General features: G+C 37.4%; 14 protein-coding genes. 7 read left to right on the forward strand and 7 right to left on the reverse strand.

What is annotated here, in order from left to right; genetic code table 11:
* Window positions 1-76 precede the first annotated feature (76 nt).
* A complete protein-coding gene (glgP, locus tag IQ237_RS00915) occupies window positions 77-2,641 on the forward strand; it encodes an alpha-glucan family phosphorylase (RefSeq protein ID WP_194051319.1) in 2,565 nt (854 codons plus the stop codon).
* A 289-nt stretch (window positions 2,642-2,930) separates the two neighbouring features.
* On the opposite strand, the gene IQ237_RS00920 is transcribed toward glgP, so the two are convergent.
* Together IQ237_RS00920 and IQ237_RS00925 are read right to left on the reverse strand one after the other, a co-directional pair.
* A complete protein-coding gene (locus IQ237_RS00920; RefSeq protein WP_194051321.1) occupies window positions 2,931-3,251 on the reverse strand; it encodes a hypothetical protein in 321 nt (106 codons plus the stop codon).
* 12 nt (window positions 3,252-3,263) lie between these two features.
* On the reverse strand, window positions 3,264-3,479 hold the full coding sequence (locus tag IQ237_RS00925) for a DUF433 domain-containing protein (protein ID WP_194051323.1): 216 nt from the start codon (window positions 3,477-3,479) through the stop codon (window positions 3,264-3,266).
* 452 nt (window positions 3,480-3,931) lie between these two features.
* Here IQ237_RS00925 and IQ237_RS00930 point away from each other — a divergent pair, with 452 nt between their 5' ends.
* The 3 genes from IQ237_RS00930 to IQ237_RS00940 all read left to right on the forward strand — a co-directional run bounded on the left by IQ237_RS00930 (window position 3,932) and on the right by IQ237_RS00940 (window position 8,733).
* Window positions 3,932-6,652: a CHAT domain-containing protein gene (locus tag IQ237_RS00930; protein ID WP_194051325.1), complete on the forward strand. Its 2,721-nt coding sequence runs from the start codon at window positions 3,932-3,934 to the stop codon at window positions 6,650-6,652.
* A gap of 144 nt (window positions 6,653-6,796) precedes the next feature.
* On the forward strand, window positions 6,797-7,135 hold the full coding sequence (locus IQ237_RS00935) for a hypothetical protein (RefSeq protein ID WP_194051327.1): 339 nt from the start codon (window positions 6,797-6,799) through the stop codon (window positions 7,133-7,135).
* A 182-nt stretch (window positions 7,136-7,317) separates the two neighbouring features.
* Window positions 7,318-8,733 (forward strand): hypothetical protein, encoded by a 1,416-nt coding sequence (locus tag IQ237_RS00940; RefSeq protein WP_194051329.1) that lies wholly within the window; start codon window positions 7,318-7,320, stop codon window positions 8,731-8,733.
* A gap of 108 nt (window positions 8,734-8,841) precedes the next feature.
* Here the strand turns inward: IQ237_RS00940 and IQ237_RS00945 are convergent, their stop codons facing one another.
* Complete coding sequence (locus IQ237_RS00945) at window positions 8,842-9,585, reverse strand: DUF429 domain-containing protein (RefSeq protein WP_194051331.1); 744 nt, start codon at window positions 9,583-9,585, stop codon at window positions 8,842-8,844.
* 69 nt (window positions 9,586-9,654) lie between these two features.
* A complete protein-coding gene (locus IQ237_RS00950) occupies window positions 9,655-11,094 on the reverse strand; it encodes a GTP-binding protein (protein WP_194051333.1) in 1,440 nt (479 codons plus the stop codon).
* Window positions 11,095-11,361: 267 nt separating this feature from the next.
* On the opposite strand from IQ237_RS00950, the gene IQ237_RS00955 reads away from it, so the two are divergent.
* From IQ237_RS00955 to folP, 3 genes are all read left to right on the forward strand, one after another.
* Window positions 11,362-12,183: a class I SAM-dependent methyltransferase gene (locus IQ237_RS00955; protein ID WP_194051335.1), complete on the forward strand. Its 822-nt coding sequence runs from the start codon at window positions 11,362-11,364 to the stop codon at window positions 12,181-12,183.
* A gap of 376 nt (window positions 12,184-12,559) precedes the next feature.
* Window positions 12,560-13,285 (forward strand): triose-phosphate isomerase, encoded by a 726-nt coding sequence (gene tpiA, locus IQ237_RS00960; protein ID WP_194051422.1) that lies wholly within the window; start codon window positions 12,560-12,562, stop codon window positions 13,283-13,285.
* Between the two features lie 156 nt (window positions 13,286-13,441).
* Complete coding sequence (folP, locus tag IQ237_RS00965; RefSeq protein WP_194051338.1) at window positions 13,442-14,299, forward strand: dihydropteroate synthase; 858 nt, start codon at window positions 13,442-13,444, stop codon at window positions 14,297-14,299.
* A 67-nt stretch (window positions 14,300-14,366) separates the two neighbouring features.
* On the opposite strand, the gene IQ237_RS00970 is transcribed toward folP, so the two are convergent.
* From IQ237_RS00970 to IQ237_RS00980, 3 genes are all read right to left on the reverse strand, one after another.
* Entirely contained in the window at window positions 14,367-15,209 is an 843-nt protein-coding gene (locus IQ237_RS00970) for an SPFH domain-containing protein (protein WP_194051340.1), read from the reverse strand.
* 208 nt (window positions 15,210-15,417) lie between these two features.
* On the reverse strand, window positions 15,418-15,858 hold the full coding sequence (locus tag IQ237_RS00975; RefSeq protein ID WP_194051342.1) for an NUDIX hydrolase: 441 nt from the start codon (window positions 15,856-15,858) through the stop codon (window positions 15,418-15,420).
* Window positions 15,859-15,956: 98 nt separating this feature from the next.
* Window positions 15,957-16,844 (reverse strand): bacteriohemerythrin, encoded by an 888-nt coding sequence (locus IQ237_RS00980; protein ID WP_194051343.1) that lies wholly within the window; start codon window positions 16,842-16,844, stop codon window positions 15,957-15,959.
* Window positions 16,845-16,937: the final 93 nt, after the last annotated feature.

The raw sequence follows: 16,937 nt of genomic DNA on the forward strand, positions 1-16,937 counted from the left end.
ATAGTATAAAGAATTGGCAACACCAAGTAAAAACAGTAAACAATAACCATAGCAGAATTAGAACTTTTGCCATACTATGCAGCCAATTCGCACATTTAACGTTTCTCCTTCACTACCGCAGCGACTAGAACCACTGCGAAAACTAGCATACAATCTACATTTTGATTGGAATGTTGAGAGCAAAGACTTATTTCGTCGTTTAGACCCAGATTTGTGGGAATCAAGCCATCATAACCCCGTGTTGATGCTAGGTACTATCAGCCAAGGGCGATTATTGGAAGTTGTCGAAGATGAAGGTTTCCTAGCACAAATGGATCGTGCTGCTCGACAACTAGAAGATTATTTGCAAGAGCGCACTTGGTATAACAAACAACGCGGATCAACCCAAAAGGAATGTTACGCTTATTTTTCCGCTGAGTTTGGATTAGTAGATTGTTTGCCGATCTATTCTGGCGGTTTGGGTGTTTTGGCCGGAGATCACCTCAAATCTGCCAGTGATTTGGGATTACCTCTGGTTGGTGTGGGTTTACTTTACCAACAAGGTTATTTTGCCCAATATCTTAATGCCGATGGTTGGCAACAAGAACGTTACCCCATCAACGATTTTTATAATATGCCTTTGCACTTGGAACGCAATCCCGATGGCTCCGAGTTACGAATTGAGGTAGATTATCCAGGACGCAAGGTATACGCTAGGGTATGGCGTGTGCAGGTGGGAACAGTTCCCCTGTATATGCTGGATACCAACATTGAACCTAACAAAGCTTATGATCATGACATCACCGATCAGTTGTACGGTGGTGATATTGATATGCGTATCCACCAGGAAATTATGCTGGGGATCGGTGGTGTGCAGATGTTGAAAGCCTTGGGTTATCAGGTGACTGCTTACCACATGAATGAAGGCCATGCTGCTTTCTCGGCTTTAGAACGCATTCGGATTTTGATTCAGGAAGAGGGTTTGAGTTATTCTCAAGCTAGACAAGTGGTAGCTTCCAGTAATATATTTACTACCCATACCCCTGTACCCGCTGGTATTGATTTGTTTGCTCCCGATAAAATTTTGTATTATCTGGGATATTATGCAGATATCTTTGGTTTGCCCAAAGAACAGTTTTTAGGTTTGGGACGGGAAAATACTGGTGATTTATCCGCGCCTTTTAGTATGGCGGTGTTAGCTTTGAAAATGGCGACATTTTCCAATGGTGTGGCACAGTTGCACGGTGTGGTATCTCGGCAAATGTTCCAAGGTTTATGGAAGAAAGTCCCCGTTGATGAAGTGCCAATCACTGCTATTACTAATGGTGTTCATGCTCGCAGTTGTGTGGCTAAATCAACTCAGGAGTTGTACGATCGCTATCTTGGTCCAAACTGGTCATCAGTACCACCAGATAATCAGTTATGGGAACGGATGGACGCGATCCCCGATGAGGAGTTATGGCGCAACCATGAACGCTGTCGCCTGGATATGATTTTGTATGTGCGGGATCATTTGGTTAAGCATTTACGCGATCGCGGTGCTTCAGCTTCTGATATTGCCCAAGCTCAAGAAGTCCTTGATCCCAATGTCTTAACCATTGGTTTTGCCCGTCGTTTTGCTACCTACAAACGCGCTACCTTATGGATGCGTGATTTGGAAAGAATCAAGAAGATTTTATCAGGACATAAACACCGCAAGGTACAGTTTGTCATTGCCGGTAAAGCACATCCGAAAGATATTCCCGGTAAAGAACTGATTCGGGATATTAATCACTTTATCCGCGAAAACCATCTGGAAAAACAAGTGGTGTTTGTTCCTAACTACGATATTCACATCGCCCGCTTGATGGTAGCAGGTTGTGATATCTGGTTAAATACACCACGTCGCCCCCGTGAAGCTTCTGGTACTAGCGGGATGAAAGCCGCTATGAACGGACTACCTAATTTAAGTGTACTTGATGGTTGGTGGGATGAGGCTGATTATGTGCGTACTGGTTGGGCGATCGGACATGGGGAAAATTACGAAGATCCCAACTATCAAGATGAAATAGAAGCTAATGCTCTTTATGAGTTGTTAGAGAAAGAAGTTGTACCCTTATTCTATGATCACCGTGATGGGGATGGTTTACCCCGTGCTTGGGTAGCAAAAATGAAAGATGCTATTCGGTTAAATTGTCCGTTCTTTAATACAGCGCGGATGGTGCGAGAATATGCGGTTAGGGCTTATTTTCCTGCCAGCGATCGCTATCATACCCTCACCGCTAATAATTACGCCCCAGCTAAAGAATTAGCAGCTTGGAAAGCAAAACTTGGTGAACATTGGTTTAACATCAAAATCAAAGATATTGATGTCGGAGCAGCTTCAGAAATTGAAGTTAATCAAACTGTGGCTGTAAAAGCTAAGGTTGATTTAGCAACTTTAACAAATGAAGATGTGCAGGTAGAATTATACCAGGGTGCTATTGACGCTAACGGCAATATTGTCAATGCTGTTCCTGTAGTTATGGATTACCAAGGACAAGATGACCAAGGTTTAAGTGTCTATATTGCTGATATCACTTATACCACTTCTGGTTTGCAAGGTTTGTCTTTGCGGGTTTTACCACAAAACCAATACCTTTCTAATCCTTATGAACCCAGGTTAATCGCTTGGGCGGAATAAGTTAATTTTGGATTTTAGATTTTGGATTTTGGATTATTTTTCTAAAGTCTAAAATCTAAAATCTCAAATTTTTCTCCCTATTGCCTATTTCTTTCTTACTGTTACCTGTCACCTGTCACCTGTCACCTGTCACCTGTCACCTGTCACCTAATTTTGTCTGAATCAGGATGTCCAGGATTTGAGGATTTCCAGGATGTGATTGTCAAATGTTACCACAGTAAATTAGACTAGATTCTAGTCGGTTTTAACCGACTTTAGCTATTAGACAGGGAATTTATTCCCTGGATTTCTAGATTATAGAAATTTCTTGATAATCACCCAATTTAGTTGCATTGATGACAGAACAAATTTTATCAACTTGTGTCCGAATTTTTGGCCATGAAGTTGACAGTAAAACCACAATTGCTATTTGGCGATCGCTCAAATTCTGTTGATAACGCAAATTCTGATCTGTTGTAACAAGTATTTGATATCCTTTAGATTCAGCAGCTTTTAATAAATCTCCATTTGATAAATTAGACCATCCTTCTTCATAAGCTGTCGTTACAGAATGGTCTGTTAAATATTTCCGTAATGGTACAGGAGTTCCCTGATCAAAAAGAATTTTCATCTCTAATTATATCTAAGCAGCTAATTTTTCAAGCTCATAATTAAGTACATCTTCAACTTGTGATCTTTGCACAGGTGGAAACCATTCCAAAAATTCATCTACTGTTGCACCATCACGCAAATTTTCAAATAATGCAGCAACGGGAACTCTCGTTCCTCGAAATACCCATGCACCACTTAATTTATCAGGTTGTCTTTCTATAGCATCTAAATTTTCCCATCCGTTCATTACTTATTCCTCTTTGGTAAATGGAAAAGTTACACTTAGATTAATTATAAACTAGCAATTGTCAGAGTCAGGATGTCCAAGATTTAAGGATTTTCAGGATTTGAGGATTTACAGGATGTGATGGTCAAATATTCCCTCAGTAAATTAAACTACAGCAGATTTCATTGCTATGAGGTACAAATCATAATAATAAAACTCTTGTGGGGTGGGCATCTTGCCCGCCCATAGTGTACCTCATTACACCGGAAAGTGCTGTATATTCCAGTCGGTTTTAACCGACTTTAGCTATTAGACAGGGAATTTATTCCCTGGATTTCTTGGTGATGATTTTCAGGATGTGGTATTTTGTCTGCATCAGGATTTTCGGGATTTAAGGATTTTCAGGATAAAATGATCCGAAATAGGGGAAAATACTATTGAAGCATCTTTTAAAGTCTACCCCACCCTAACTTATGGATAAACAGCGTCTACAGGCATATTATCAGCTAATTCAACAACTACTTAGTTGTGCAGATGGGGAAGAATCGGCAATATTACAAGCTAATACCGAATTACTAGATGCTGACTTTTTACAATTGCTGAAGGAAGGAGTAGCACAAATGTCCACCCAGGAAGGACAAGAAAATCGTGCTAATAAGTTGATGTTTCTAGAATCTCAACTGAGTGAATATCTAAATATATCCCTAGAGGAAAATACTCCAGAAACAGAAACCCCGGTTAATGAAGCAGATATAGAAACTTATTTACCATTTTTACAACAAGTATTAAAAACCACCGCAGAAAGTAGAGGCAACCCCCAGGAAGTTTACCCCTTACTGGCTGCAAATACAGATAAACTCAATCTCACTTTTGCTAAAGTATTACAGGTTTGGGCAACCACAACAATAGCGGAAGCAAAACCAGACACAGCAAAAGATATTTTTAGATTTAGTAATAGAATCCAAGAATTTCCTTTAGGCAACAAAGCCAATAATCTGGAAATTGCTATAACTGGCTATGAAATATGCTCTACTGTTTTTACTCGGAATAGTTCTCCAGAAAGTTGGGCTGCTGTAAAAAATAATCTAGGGAATACCTACTCTGACAGAATCAGGGGAGATAAAGCCGAGAATTTAGAAAATGCGATCGCAGCTTATAAAGAAGCTTTAGAAGTAAGAACCCGCAATGATTTTCCTGTACAATGGGCAACTACGCAAAATAATCTAGCGACTGCCTACTCTGACAGAATCAGGGGAGATAAAGCCGAGAATTTAGAAAATGCGATCGCAGCTTATAAAGAAGCTTTAGAAGTTTATACCCGCAATGATTTTCCTGTAGATTGGGCAATTACGCAAAATAATCTAGCGACTGCCTACTCTAACAGAATCAGGGGAGATAAAGCCGAGAATTTAGAAAATGCGATCGCAGCTTATAAAGAAGCTTTAGAAGTAAGAACCCGCAATGATTTTCCTGTACAATGGGCAATGACGCAAAATAATCTAGCGACTGCCTACTGGGATAGAATCAGGGGAGATAAAGCGGAGAATCTGGAATATGCGATCGCAGCTTATAAAGAAGCTTTAAAAGTGAGAACCCGCAGCGATTTTCCTTTAAATAATGCCGAAACTTTATTAAATTTGGGTATTGCCTATCAAGATTCACAACAATTAAATTTAGCTTACGATACTTTTACTGAAGCTATTATCACGGTTGAAAATATACGCGGTGAAATTATTTCTGAAAATATACGCGGTGAAATTATTTCTGGGGAAGAAAGTAAACGCAAACAAGCTGAGGAATGGAATAAGTTATATAGAAGGATGGTAGAAGTTTGTTTAGGTTTGGGTAGAGAAACAGAAGCCATCACCTATATTGAACGCAGTAAAACCCGTAATTTAGTGGAATTAATTTCCGGGGATATTGCTTTTACACCTATTCAATATGCAGAAATTCAAAATCTCTTAGATGACAAAACCGCAATTATTCAATTTTACATTTTTAATGATTGTTTCCGCGCTTTCATCATCACCCACAACAACGAGAAACCAATAATTTTGCAATCTACAGAAGAGAATTTAACTCAACTGGTAGATGTAATTAAAGAATACCTTATTCTTTATTCTGAAGACAGAAATAAATGGCGCAATCAGTTAAATAATCAACTAACTAAACTGGCAGAAATTCTGCAAATTAATCAAATTATTGCCCAAGTACCAACCCATATTCAAAAAATCATTATCATTCCCCATCGTTATTTACACCTCTTACCTTTCCATGCCATTCCTTTATCAGCAGGAGAATATTTAATTGATAAATATCCTGCTGGTGTCAGTTATGCACCGAGTTGTCAAATTTTAAAACTTACTCAAAAACCTCTCTCTAACTCTCTTCTACAAGGAGAGAGAACAAGATTAAATAATTTGTTTGCTATTCAAAACCCCACCAACAATTTAAAATTTACCGACATCGAAGTAGAAACCATCGCTAATAATTTCAATCCTCATAAAATCCTCAAACATGAAGAAGCAAGTAAAGACGCTTTCAAGAAACACTTACCATTATTAACAAATTCCCAATGGTTACATTTTTCTTGTCATGGTCATTTCGATTTAACATCACCATTAAAATCAGCTTTACAACTTGCCAAGTCAGAGGTTAGATATGAGTTAACAGAAACATCCTCATCTCGTTATGTGCGAGTAGATGCAGAAACAGATATTGATTCAGAAGAACGTTTAACTTTAAAAGAAATCCTAGAATTAAAACTTTCCCAATGTTATCTTGTCTGTCTTTCTGCTTGTGAAACTGGGGTAATTGATTTTAGTAGTAACAGCGATGAATATATAGGTTTATCCAGTGGTTTTATTCAAGCTGGTGCTGTAAACGTTGTCAGCAGTTTATGGTCTGTGCGTGATTTTCACACCTCATTATTAATGATTAAACTATATGAAAACATCACCCAAAATCCCCATGATATCACCCTAGCATTAAACAACGCCCAGCAATGGTTACGCCAAGCCACCCAAACACAAATCATTGATTGGTTGAATAATAAAACTGATATGCACCAGGAACAAAAACAGCAGATTATTGATGTATTATCCCAGCAATATAAACCAGAACATAAACCATTTAATAAACCGGAATTTTGGGCTGGTTTTTGTGCCTTTTCTCCTGTAAAATCTCCTCTGTAGGTTGGGTTGACGTGAGGAAACTCAACATTGATAATATTTTGTCGGGTTGCGCTTTCTTTATACCCAACCTACAACCAAAATCACATATAATATCAAACAACAACCAATTCAAAACAACAAAATTAAAACAACCAATTTAAAATTATGGAAGCAAATCAAATCATTCAAGCATTTACCGAAGTCGTGAGAAACCAAGATTATTTTTTTTGCGATGCTGCTGTAGCTGCTATCCCCCAATTACAAAAAACCATTGCAGAAATAGAAACTCAACCCCCGGAAATAGTCGCAGAAGCTATCCGTCAATGGTATCTTGACTATGAAGATGTCCGAGATGCAGTTTTATTAGCAGAAGAAAGGGAAATTGAAAAAGTCGGTAAAACCAAACCAGAAAATCAAGAAAACACAGTAGAAAATCGTTACCAAGTTTTACAAGATGAACTAAAAACACTCAAAGAGAAAAAGACATCACCTAAAAAATCATAAGATGATGTTTTCTAATTATTAGATGAGACAAATAAAACCGAGAAACCTAACCCCCCTACCCCCCTTCCCTGCAAGGGAATGGGGGAAATTAAAGCCTCTCTCCTCGTAGGAGAGAGGTTTGGAGAGAGGTTTTTAGATATAATTTCTGAATAAATATCCTCTAACTTAATCTTTATTAAATTATGAAAATATATGCACCGAATATTCACCTCTTCGCTTTTCAACTTTACAAAGGCTCAAATATTGATCCTGATACCATCAGCAATGATGTAAACTTTATATGGGAACGTGGAAACGCTATTGTTCAAGAAGTTTTACAGCAAGATTTACAACTGAGTAAACGCATTGATGTTAAAAAACAACCGGAATTTACTAAAGTAGATATTCTTAAAGATACAGAAGTTATTGATGAGAATTATGCTTTAGATGTATCCGGTAATATTACCATAAATCACCAGCAAAATATTTTAGTTACTGGTTTGGCTTATCCTTGTCGTATTTCTGATAGTTACGGTTTATGGTTAAATTTACGTCGTCCTGAAAAAGAAAATAATCAACCTACTGAAGATGTAGAAACTGATTTTCTCCAATATTTAAACCCTAAAAATTGCTTACTTTTACCAGAACATCCTTTGCTTTTAGGTCAAACTCTATTAATTACAGCTTGGATCAATAATGCTAAAATTCAAGTTGACTATAAAAATATAGCGGATGAATGTTTACAAAAACTTTTTCCAAATCAAACCCAAAATCCAGTTCCGCTTTTTTATCGTCAAGGTGAATTATTTGGTAGTCCCATTTTTGAATATGGTTTACCAAATCAATCTAGTAAATATCAGCAAGTTTTAATTTGGTTATTCACAAAACAAGAAACAGGCAATAAATTTCATCAGTGTTATTCAGAATTGTTAGATTTATTCTTCTATCACCATAAAGTCATTAAATCTTATAAAGATAGTCGGATTATATATCAAAAATTAGACGAAAATTACCGCAAAATAGACTCTGAAGTTGATAATATTCCCGAACCAGAAAATACTCAAAGACTGACGAGAAAGTATTTAAAGTTATTACAAAAGCAGTTAAAAGCATTTCCTAAATTATCATTGGAGTATACCCGCTTATTATTAAACTTGGAAGATAAACAAAATACTATTGCTATCAATGCAGATAATTACAGCAATAAATTAGACCAAATAAAACAGACCTTAAACGGTGAAAATCTTGAATTTTTAGAAAATTTCCTAAATAGGAATTGTGTCACCTTTAAACGGCAAATTCAAGGGGATTTAGGCTATTTTCAGCATGGTTCACAGTTATTAGATCAAGCTATTAACTCCATTCGTGGTATAGTAGAAATCGAACAAACAAAAAGAGATAGATCCTTAGAAACCACGGTACAAATATTAGGAATCGGTTTTGGTGGTGGTGCAATAGTTTCCGGTGTGGTAGTTCAACACATTGATAAAATTAACCGTCCTGTCGCTTTTATTTCTCCCAACAGTCCACCCCATCCATTTTATGCTTCTTTGTTTTTAAGCATTACTGCCACATTAATATTTATTGCCTTTGGTTGGTTGATTACTAAAAGGAAATAACATAATCTTTTGAAGATATTTCTTGACTTGTGGAATACTGACCACTTTTCTCCCTAGATAAACAATAGCTAATTCTAATTCTTCCTCCTGACTCCTGACTCCTGACTCCTAACTACAAATTCTCTCAGGTACAACAATATAACCTGTACTTTCATCTCCTAAAACTAGGTTTTTTTCTGTTCCCCAAAACCACCAATAAGCACCAACATAAGCACAAATTAAACTATCTAATTTATCTTCTGTTTCTTTGAGTTGTCTTCCTGTGTTGGGTATTTGTTCAGGAAATAAACCGCAGATGAACGCAGATGAACACAGATGTGGTGAAATGGAAGGTAGGATTTCTTGGATGTAATTTTGTAGTTTAATTAATTCTAACCGCCGTTCTTGGATTTTTCCTTTTTTATATTTCAAGATTTTTTCTAATCCAAATAAATTAACTATTGCTGGATGGGGAAATACTTCTATTTGATATCTTCCGGGTTTTTGGGGTTCAATTTTAGGTGCATGAACAAATCCCTGTGATTCTAATTCTAACCCAAAGTTAATTGTGCGTTCTGCAAAAGCTAGGTTTTGATTTGCTGGGTAGCATCCCGCATGATATTTACCAAAGTATTTATGACTGAGTTTATCCGGTAAGCGACTACCTGTAGAATTTGGTATTAATGTGGGTGCATCTACAGCAATTATACCCGGTTCTTCTGGTTTTATAATCTGATCAATCCAAGTCAATATGTCTGCAATGGATTCTTGGCGATCTAAATTCAAAAGTTGCAGTTTTCCATCTATTAATTCTAAACAACATAGTCCACTTGGTTGAGATTTCCAGCCTAAATCAATACCGATAAATTTCATAATTGGTTGATTGTTGATTGGTTTATTTGTATTTCCTCCTGACTCCTGACTCCTGACTCCTGAAAACTTTCACTTTCTTCTAATTTTTATCAATAACTCATCTTTAATGCGGTTTAAAATTGATGTTTCATCTAAGCTGGATAAAATTTTACTAACTACTGCTTTTGGTCCTTCCGGTCCCCAGGTTGCGCCATTGGCTAAATACGCTTTGGTGACTTGGCCAATACCATAGGATGATACCCCCGCTACTCCTGCTTGTGTTACAGCTACGGATAAATAAGGTCCTATGGCGACTCCAGCAGTAGCTGATGCAGAGATACCCAGTAAGGTTTTTAAACCACTTAAACCTAAATTTGCTAGTAGTTCACTAGCACCTATTCCGCCCATACTCAGGGCGATTTTTTGTAGTAGTTGTACTGCTCCCTTTTCTGTCATTTGGATACCGTAGAGTTTAGATAAACCTAAAATCAAAGAAATATCAATAACGATACTGCTAAGGATATCAACTACAGTCACAGGATTAAGGGCGATCGCCAATGCTTTAGTCATCACTGCTTTCCAAATTAAATCATTAGCGTTCTTTTCCCGAATCTCTAATTTTCGCTGGACAACTTGCTCATTCACTGTGTCAGCATAAAGCATGGTGTTGAGCGCCACTAACGCTTTACCTTCTCGTTGCAAAATCTCTAAAATCTTGAGTTTTAGTTGATCTACTTGTGCTTGACCAGAGCGTAATTGTATACCTCTAGTACCATCAGCACGAACTACGGCAGTTTTAACTAAAGGTGAAGCCGCAGACATGACTATTTCATCAGGTGATAGCAACTCTCTGACTCTATCATCGCGGATTTTCTCGTAAATAGCGATCCTGTCTGTTTCTGGATATTGATCTACTTTGTTAAACACCAAAATCATCGGTTTACCTACTTCTCGCAACTGAGAAAGCGCCATCTGTTCAATTTTGGTCATATCACCAGAAATCACAAACAGAATTAAATCGGCTTGTTTTGCTACCTGTTGGGCTAACGCAGCGCGGGTTTCTCCATCTACTTCATCTAAACCCGGAGTGTCAACTAATTCTACCTGAGATTGTCCAGTTGAGGGAAAGGTGGCTTTTAATGTACCAATAGCTTCTTGACTAATACTCCAATTTACCTTTTGTTCTGTACGGGTAACTCCGTGTAAAGGTCCTGTTTCAAATACCTGCTGGCCTACTAAAGCATTAAGTAGAGAAGATTTACCCCTTCCTACCATGCCAAAAGCTGCTATTTGCACTACCATACTTTCTAGTTTGCCCAGCATGGTTTCTAAGTCGGAAATTTCCGCTTCTAACCCGGATTTTTCTTGGGTGGTAAGATCAAGATTGTTGACTAAATTTCTCAGTGCTGTTTTTGCTTGTGTATAGTTAAGTTCTGCTTGAATATCTTTAAAGGTGAAAATGGCGCTATCTAGTTCTTCTTCCCAGTTGGGTGTATTACTGTTTTCAGGTTGAGGTAATGTCGATGTCATGGGATTTTAGATTTTAGATTTTGGATTTTGGGCAAGGATTCAGAATACAGAATTCAGAATGAATTAGAGTTTTCGAGTCATTGGTTTGAACAATAGCAGTTTTCAGTTCAGCCTAAGTGAGAGTAGTTGCGGGAGGCAGCATTTTTTGAATGAATAATGAATATAGAATATATTTATTTTTAATTTGTGTAATTGCTCTTAAAATAATCGCACTATAATTAGCACGACTACTTAATTTCTCAAATAGTTATTATCATAACATAGATCATGAAAGAATTAGAACAACTCAAAAATTTATATCCCCAAGACTTAGAACTGAGAAAAAACTGGTATTCTCCTGTAGCAGCAGCTTATAACAAGGTAAGACCACGTTATCCCAAAGAAATAATTAACCGAGCTATAAAAATAGCTAAACTTACCCCTAAAAGTAAAATTTTGGAACTAGGATGTGGTCCTGGAAATGCAACTGTATCTTTTGCGAAATTAGGATTTTCAATGGTTTGTTTAGATCCCAGTCAAGCAGCTTGTCAGTTTGCTAGAAAAAACTGTGCAGCATATCCCAATGTAGAAATTCAACAAACGACATTTGAAGAATGGAAATTAACACCAGGAAAATTTCATGCTGTTTTAGCAGCGACTTCTTTTCATTGGATGAACCCAGAAACAGCTTATGAAAAAGCCGCTGCTGCTTTAAGAGATGATGGGGCTTTAATTTTGTTGTGGAACATGACACCCCAACCTGATTATGAAGTATACCAAAATTTGCATGAAATTTATAAAATTTATGCTCCATACTCAGCCAGATATGAAGATGTAACAGATCAAGAAAAAATAGTTAAATCCTTTGGAGAAAAAGCCATTGATTCAGGAAAATTCACAAACTTAGTTTCTGGTCATATAATCTGTGAAGTAACTTATAGTGTTGACGATTATTTATTATTGTTAGGTACGCTTTCACCTTATTTAAAATTAGAAGCTGGAATCAGAGAAGGTTTATTTACGGGGTTAAAACAAAAGATTGATCAGCTTTATGGAGGAAGGATTAATATTTCTTATATTTCAGCTTTTCAGGTCATGAAGAAAGTTTAGAGGATTTTTGTGTGAGAGGATGTTTGAAAAGTGGTATCCCGTGATTTTAATCACATTTTTACCCCCTTAATCCCCCATTATCAAGCTATCCATTACCCACATCTTTCTTAACAATCTTGAAACATTTATGTGGCAACGGTTTCAACGCTTGAAAATTTCCCTACTCTTGACAAAATGTACCTTATTCTTCTTGATAAAACCTTTATTTTATTGAGAATCATCAACAGAGGATTAAGGTTTGGGGGTTTGCGAGCGATAGCTCTCACGAATGTTAAGAAAGATCCCGGTAATGGATAGCTGGTAGACAAGGAATGTCCGAAAAAGTAGTACAGTTAAAAATTGATCTAGTAGCGTTAGCATCTTGACAAAATCACCTGTGCGAAAAATAGTTATTGCCGGCAACTGGAAAATGTTCAAAACCCAGGCAGAATCAGAAAACTTCCTACGCGGATTTCTGCCTCACCTAGAGGAAACACCCTCAGAAAGAGAGGTAATATTGTGTCCTCCCTTCACAGATTTAAGTGTAATGTCCAAATATTTACACGGTAGCCGTGTGAACTTGGGCGCACAAAACGTTCACTGGGAAGAAAATGGAGCCTACACGGGTGAAATTGCTGCTCCCATGCTGACAGAAGTCGGTGTGCGATATGTCATCATTGGACACAGCGAAAGACGACAATATTTTGGTGAAACAGATGAAACAGTAAATCTCCGCCTCAAAGCAGCCCAAAAATACGGACTTACACCCATTCTCTGCGTTGGTGAAACCAAACAGCAACGAGACGCAGGGGAAACCGAAAAACTGATTAGCACCCAGTTAGAAAAAGACTTAGTAGATGTTGATCAAACTAACTTGATTATTGCTTATGAACCAATTTGGGCGATTGGTACTGGTGACACCTGTGAAGCCACAGAAGCAAATCGAGTCATAGGTTTAATTCGCTCTCAATTAACGAATCCTCACGTATCAATTCAATATGGCGGCTCAGTCAAGCCCAATAATATTGATGAAATCATGGCACAACCAGAAATTGACGGCGCTCTCGTCGGCGGTGCAAGTTTAGAAGCTGATAGTTTTGCCAGAATTGTCAATTATCAATAACCAAGGCAAAAGGCAAAAGGCAGAAAATTTTAGATTTTAGATTTTAGATTTTAGATTTTAGATTGAAGATAATCAAAACAATCCAAAATCCAAAATCCAAAATCCAAAATTGAATCGCCCAATGCCCAATGCCCAATGCCCAATTTTAGGTAAATAATGTTGAATCAATTAATTATTAGAGAACGTTGCTTTACTTGGGGACAACAGACCTATTTAATGGGAATTTTAAATGTCACCCCAGACAGTTTTAGTGATGGTGGTCTATTTAATACAACTTCAGCCGCTTTAGCTCAAGCCCAAGCAATGGTAGACGCTGGTGCTGATATTATTGATATCGGTGGTCAATCAACCAGACCAGGAGCAGAACAAATCACCCTCACAGAAGAACTTGATCGGGTGCTGTCGGTTTTGCAAGTCATTAGACCAAAAATTACTATTCCCATTTCTGTAGACACAACTAGAGCAGAAGTAGCTCAAGCTGCTGTAGAAGCTGGGGCAGATATTGTTAATGATATTTCTGGTGGTACTTATGATCCAGAAATGTTGCCAACAGTAGCCAAATTAGATGTACCAATCATGTTAATGCACATTCGGGGAACTCCCCAAACAATGCAACAACATACAGATTATCAAGATTTGATGGGGGAAATTTATAGTTTTTTATCCCAACAAATAAAAGCCGCAATTACAGCGGGTATTCAACAGGAAAACATTATTATTGATCCAGGTATTGGTTTTGCGAAAAATTATGATCAGAATTTAGAAATTATTCGCAGTTTGCCAACATTCAAAACCCTAAAGTGTCCCATCTTAGTGGGAGCATCCCGCAAAAGTTTTATTGGCAAAATTTTAAATCAACCAGAACCAAAAGCCAGAGTTTGGGGAACAGCAGCAGCCTGTTGTGCTGCCATTTTTAATGGTGCTGATATCCTCCGAGTTCATGATGTTGCCGAAATGCGTGATGTCTCCCTAGTTGCTGATGCTATCTATAGGAAGGTGACAGGTGACAGGTGACAGGTGACAGTGAACAGTCAAAAGTGAGAGAGTTATAAATGATAACTGATAACTGATAACTTAATTATTAATTCTTGCCATTACCAGAAGTTTTACCATCATCTTCTTTAGTAATAGATTCAGCAATTAATTCTTGGAACATATCTGTAGAATTAGCTGGATCTACAAACACAATTTTAGCGTTATTACTTTCGCCCAATTTTTGACTGGCTTGTACATAATCTTGAGCTACAAGATATCTTAAAATATCTTTGCTTTCGGGATGGGAACGTATAGCTTCAGAAATAATTTCCATTGAAGTCTTAGTTCCTTCCGCTTTCTTAATAGCTGCTTGTCTCTCACCTTCAGCAGCAGCGATTACCGCCCGTTTTCTAATTTCTGCTGCTCTTTCCTCTTCCATTGACTTCTGTACACTTTCAGGAGGTGTAATTCGCTGAAAATCCAACCGCAGAATTTCGACTCCCCAAGTCCGTGAAATTGGATTTAATTGATCTAATATGCTTTTGTCCATATCTGCCCTAGACATATTAGCTTCCTCTACAGTTTTCTGGGCTATAATTTCCCTCACTGTAGTTGTAGCTAAATTTGAAAGTGCCTGTTGCAAATCATCAACTGCATAAAAGCTTTTTTCTATCTCGACAATGCGCCAGTAAACGACTGCATCTATTTCCATGTAAATACCATCTTTAGTAATGACATTCTGGGGCTTAACATCTAAAATCTGTTCCCTGGTTGTATCTTCCATAACAATTTGATCAAGAAAGGGAACAATGAAATTAAGTCCTGGTTTCAGTTTTCGATGATATTTTCCCAAGCGTTCAACTAGAGCTTCATTACCTTGATTAACCAGTTTTGCAGATCCTAAAGCATAACCTATGAGTGCTAAAACTATAGCAATAATTGGCTCCATATATACTCCTATTTAGGGTTGGAGAGAATTGAGTATAAAACAATATGGTAAGGAGTCAGAATATTTGTTTGTAGCAAGAAACCTCCAGAAGCAAGTTTTTTTATCAACAACCAATAACTCGAAAACGCTCATTTGTTCTGAATCTTGTATTCTGTATCCTCAATCCTTACACAGCATGATATTTTACAATAATTATCCGATACGTGGTTCATGTCCCAAATCCCAACCGGGGACGAATCCCATAATTACGATACCGTAAATAATCCCGCAAAATCCGGTCATGGTCAAAACATAAGTTAATCGGTAGACACCAAGGCTCAAAAACACCTACACCCTTAGCATCATCACCCGCAACAGGTTCACCCGTCGCAGTTGCCAAAAATACAATACTCATTGTATGTTGACGAGGATCACGACTAGGATCAGAATAAACCAAAAACTGTTCAATTAACTCTATTTTTAAACCTATTTCTTCCTCAGCTTCCCTGCGTGCTGCCATTTCCACAGGTTCACCATAATCTACAAACCCTCCGGGAATAGCCCATCCTAAAGGTTCATTATGTCTTTCAATCAGAATGATCGGGCGATGAGGTCTATCAATTAATTCAATAATAATATCAACGGTAGGAGCAGGATTTCTGTAAGTCATTGTCAATTGTTAAGTGGCTTCATCTAATATGAACTACCCCAGCCTCCACGATGTCGGCTAGGGTTTATACATCCCCAGCAGTACATTTATTGAGATGCTTAGGATTGAATTTCATCTTTTTTTTGCCGTTTTTGTCTCAAAAAGGCACTCATTTTTTGATCCTCATCTTTGATGTGATAAATCAGCCAATCTGTCAAAAAATGGGATACGCTAATAGTAACTTGGGAGCTATCTTGTGTATTTATTTTTTGATTAAATACTGTCACCTTTTCCCTCAGAAGTTCATGTTTGGCTTTATGTGCGGCGTAGCCAGGATAGTCATTTTTTAGCATTACTTCTTCTTCGGTTTCAAAATGAATAGTTGTGTAGATTTTCAGAATCTCTAAGGTTTTTTCTAGTAATTCAGATCCTCTTCCTGCCAGCATGGCACTATTGAGGGCATTAATAGCATGAAACAGACTTTGATGTTGATTATCAATCAGAATATAACCTGTTTCATACTCAGGTCGCCATTGGGCAATCTCTATCTGGGAATTACTAGAAACAAAGGATGAGATATCTTCAGATTGAGACTTGCTCAAATGACCATGAAGACAATAATTAATCATCTTCACGTCTTCATTTTGAATGTGATGAATTAACCAATCAGTTAAAAAGTGAGAAATTGTATTCGTTAACTTGGATAAGTCATACTCATTTTCTCTCTCAAAGCTTAAAACCCTGGCTGTTAGTGCTTCATGCTTCATCCTATGTTCTGTATAACCCGGATATTCATGGTCTATCATGAATTGTTCTTCAGTGCTAAAATGAATTGTTGTGTAATCTTTTAAACTCTGAATTGTTTGTTTGATTAAGGATTGGCCTTGTCCCTCCAACATAGCATTATTTAGCGCATTAATTGTACTTAATAAGCTTTTATGTTGCTCATCAATGATGACATTGCCTGTTTCATACTCAGGTCGCCATTGTGCGATTTTAATACTCATAAATCAATCCTCGATAAAGAATCAATTGTAACTGCTTAGACAGAGACTTAAATGTAGAAATTATTGCTGTGTGAAGCTGATAATGAAAATTTT

Origin of the sequence: Sphaerospermopsis sp. LEGE 08334, assembly GCF_015207205.1 — a bacterium.
Taxonomy (GTDB): Bacteria; Cyanobacteriota; Cyanobacteriia; order Cyanobacteriales; family Nostocaceae; genus Sphaerospermopsis.

Excerpts from the sequence above, each read along its gene's own strand:
- IQ237_RS00980 (WP_194051343.1), bottom strand. The coding sequence starts at position 16,844 with ATGAGTATTAAAATCGCACAATGGCGACCTGAGTATGAAACAGGCAAT.
- IQ237_RS00970 (WP_194051340.1), bottom strand. The coding sequence starts at position 15,209 with ATGGAGCCAATTATTGCTATAGTTTTAGCACTCATAGGTTATGCTTTA.
- IQ237_RS00940 (WP_194051329.1), top strand. The coding sequence starts at position 7,318 with ATGAAAATATATGCACCGAATATTCACCTCTTCGCTTTTCAACTTTAC.
- IQ237_RS00950 (WP_194051333.1), bottom strand. The coding sequence starts at position 11,094 with ATGACATCGACATTACCTCAACCTGAAAACAGTAATACACCCAACTGG.
- IQ237_RS00955 (WP_194051335.1), top strand. The coding sequence starts at position 11,362 with ATGAAAGAATTAGAACAACTCAAAAATTTATATCCCCAAGACTTAGAA.
- IQ237_RS00975 (WP_194051342.1), bottom strand. The coding sequence starts at position 15,858 with ATGACTTACAGAAATCCTGCTCCTACCGTTGATATTATTATTGAATTA.
- IQ237_RS00920 (WP_194051321.1), bottom strand. The coding sequence starts at position 3,251 with ATGAAAATTCTTTTTGATCAGGGAACTCCTGTACCATTACGGAAATAT.
- IQ237_RS00935 (WP_194051327.1), top strand. The coding sequence starts at position 6,797 with ATGGAAGCAAATCAAATCATTCAAGCATTTACCGAAGTCGTGAGAAAC.
- IQ237_RS00925 (WP_194051323.1), bottom strand. The coding sequence starts at position 3,479 with ATGAACGGATGGGAAAATTTAGATGCTATAGAAAGACAACCTGATAAA.
- IQ237_RS00930 (WP_194051325.1), top strand. The coding sequence starts at position 3,932 with ATGGATAAACAGCGTCTACAGGCATATTATCAGCTAATTCAACAACTA.
- folP (WP_194051338.1), top strand. The coding sequence starts at position 13,442 with ATGTTGAATCAATTAATTATTAGAGAACGTTGCTTTACTTGGGGACAA.
- IQ237_RS00945 (WP_194051331.1), bottom strand. The coding sequence starts at position 9,585 with ATGAAATTTATCGGTATTGATTTAGGCTGGAAATCTCAACCAAGTGGA.
- glgP (WP_194051319.1), top strand. The coding sequence starts at position 77 with ATGCAGCCAATTCGCACATTTAACGTTTCTCCTTCACTACCGCAGCGA.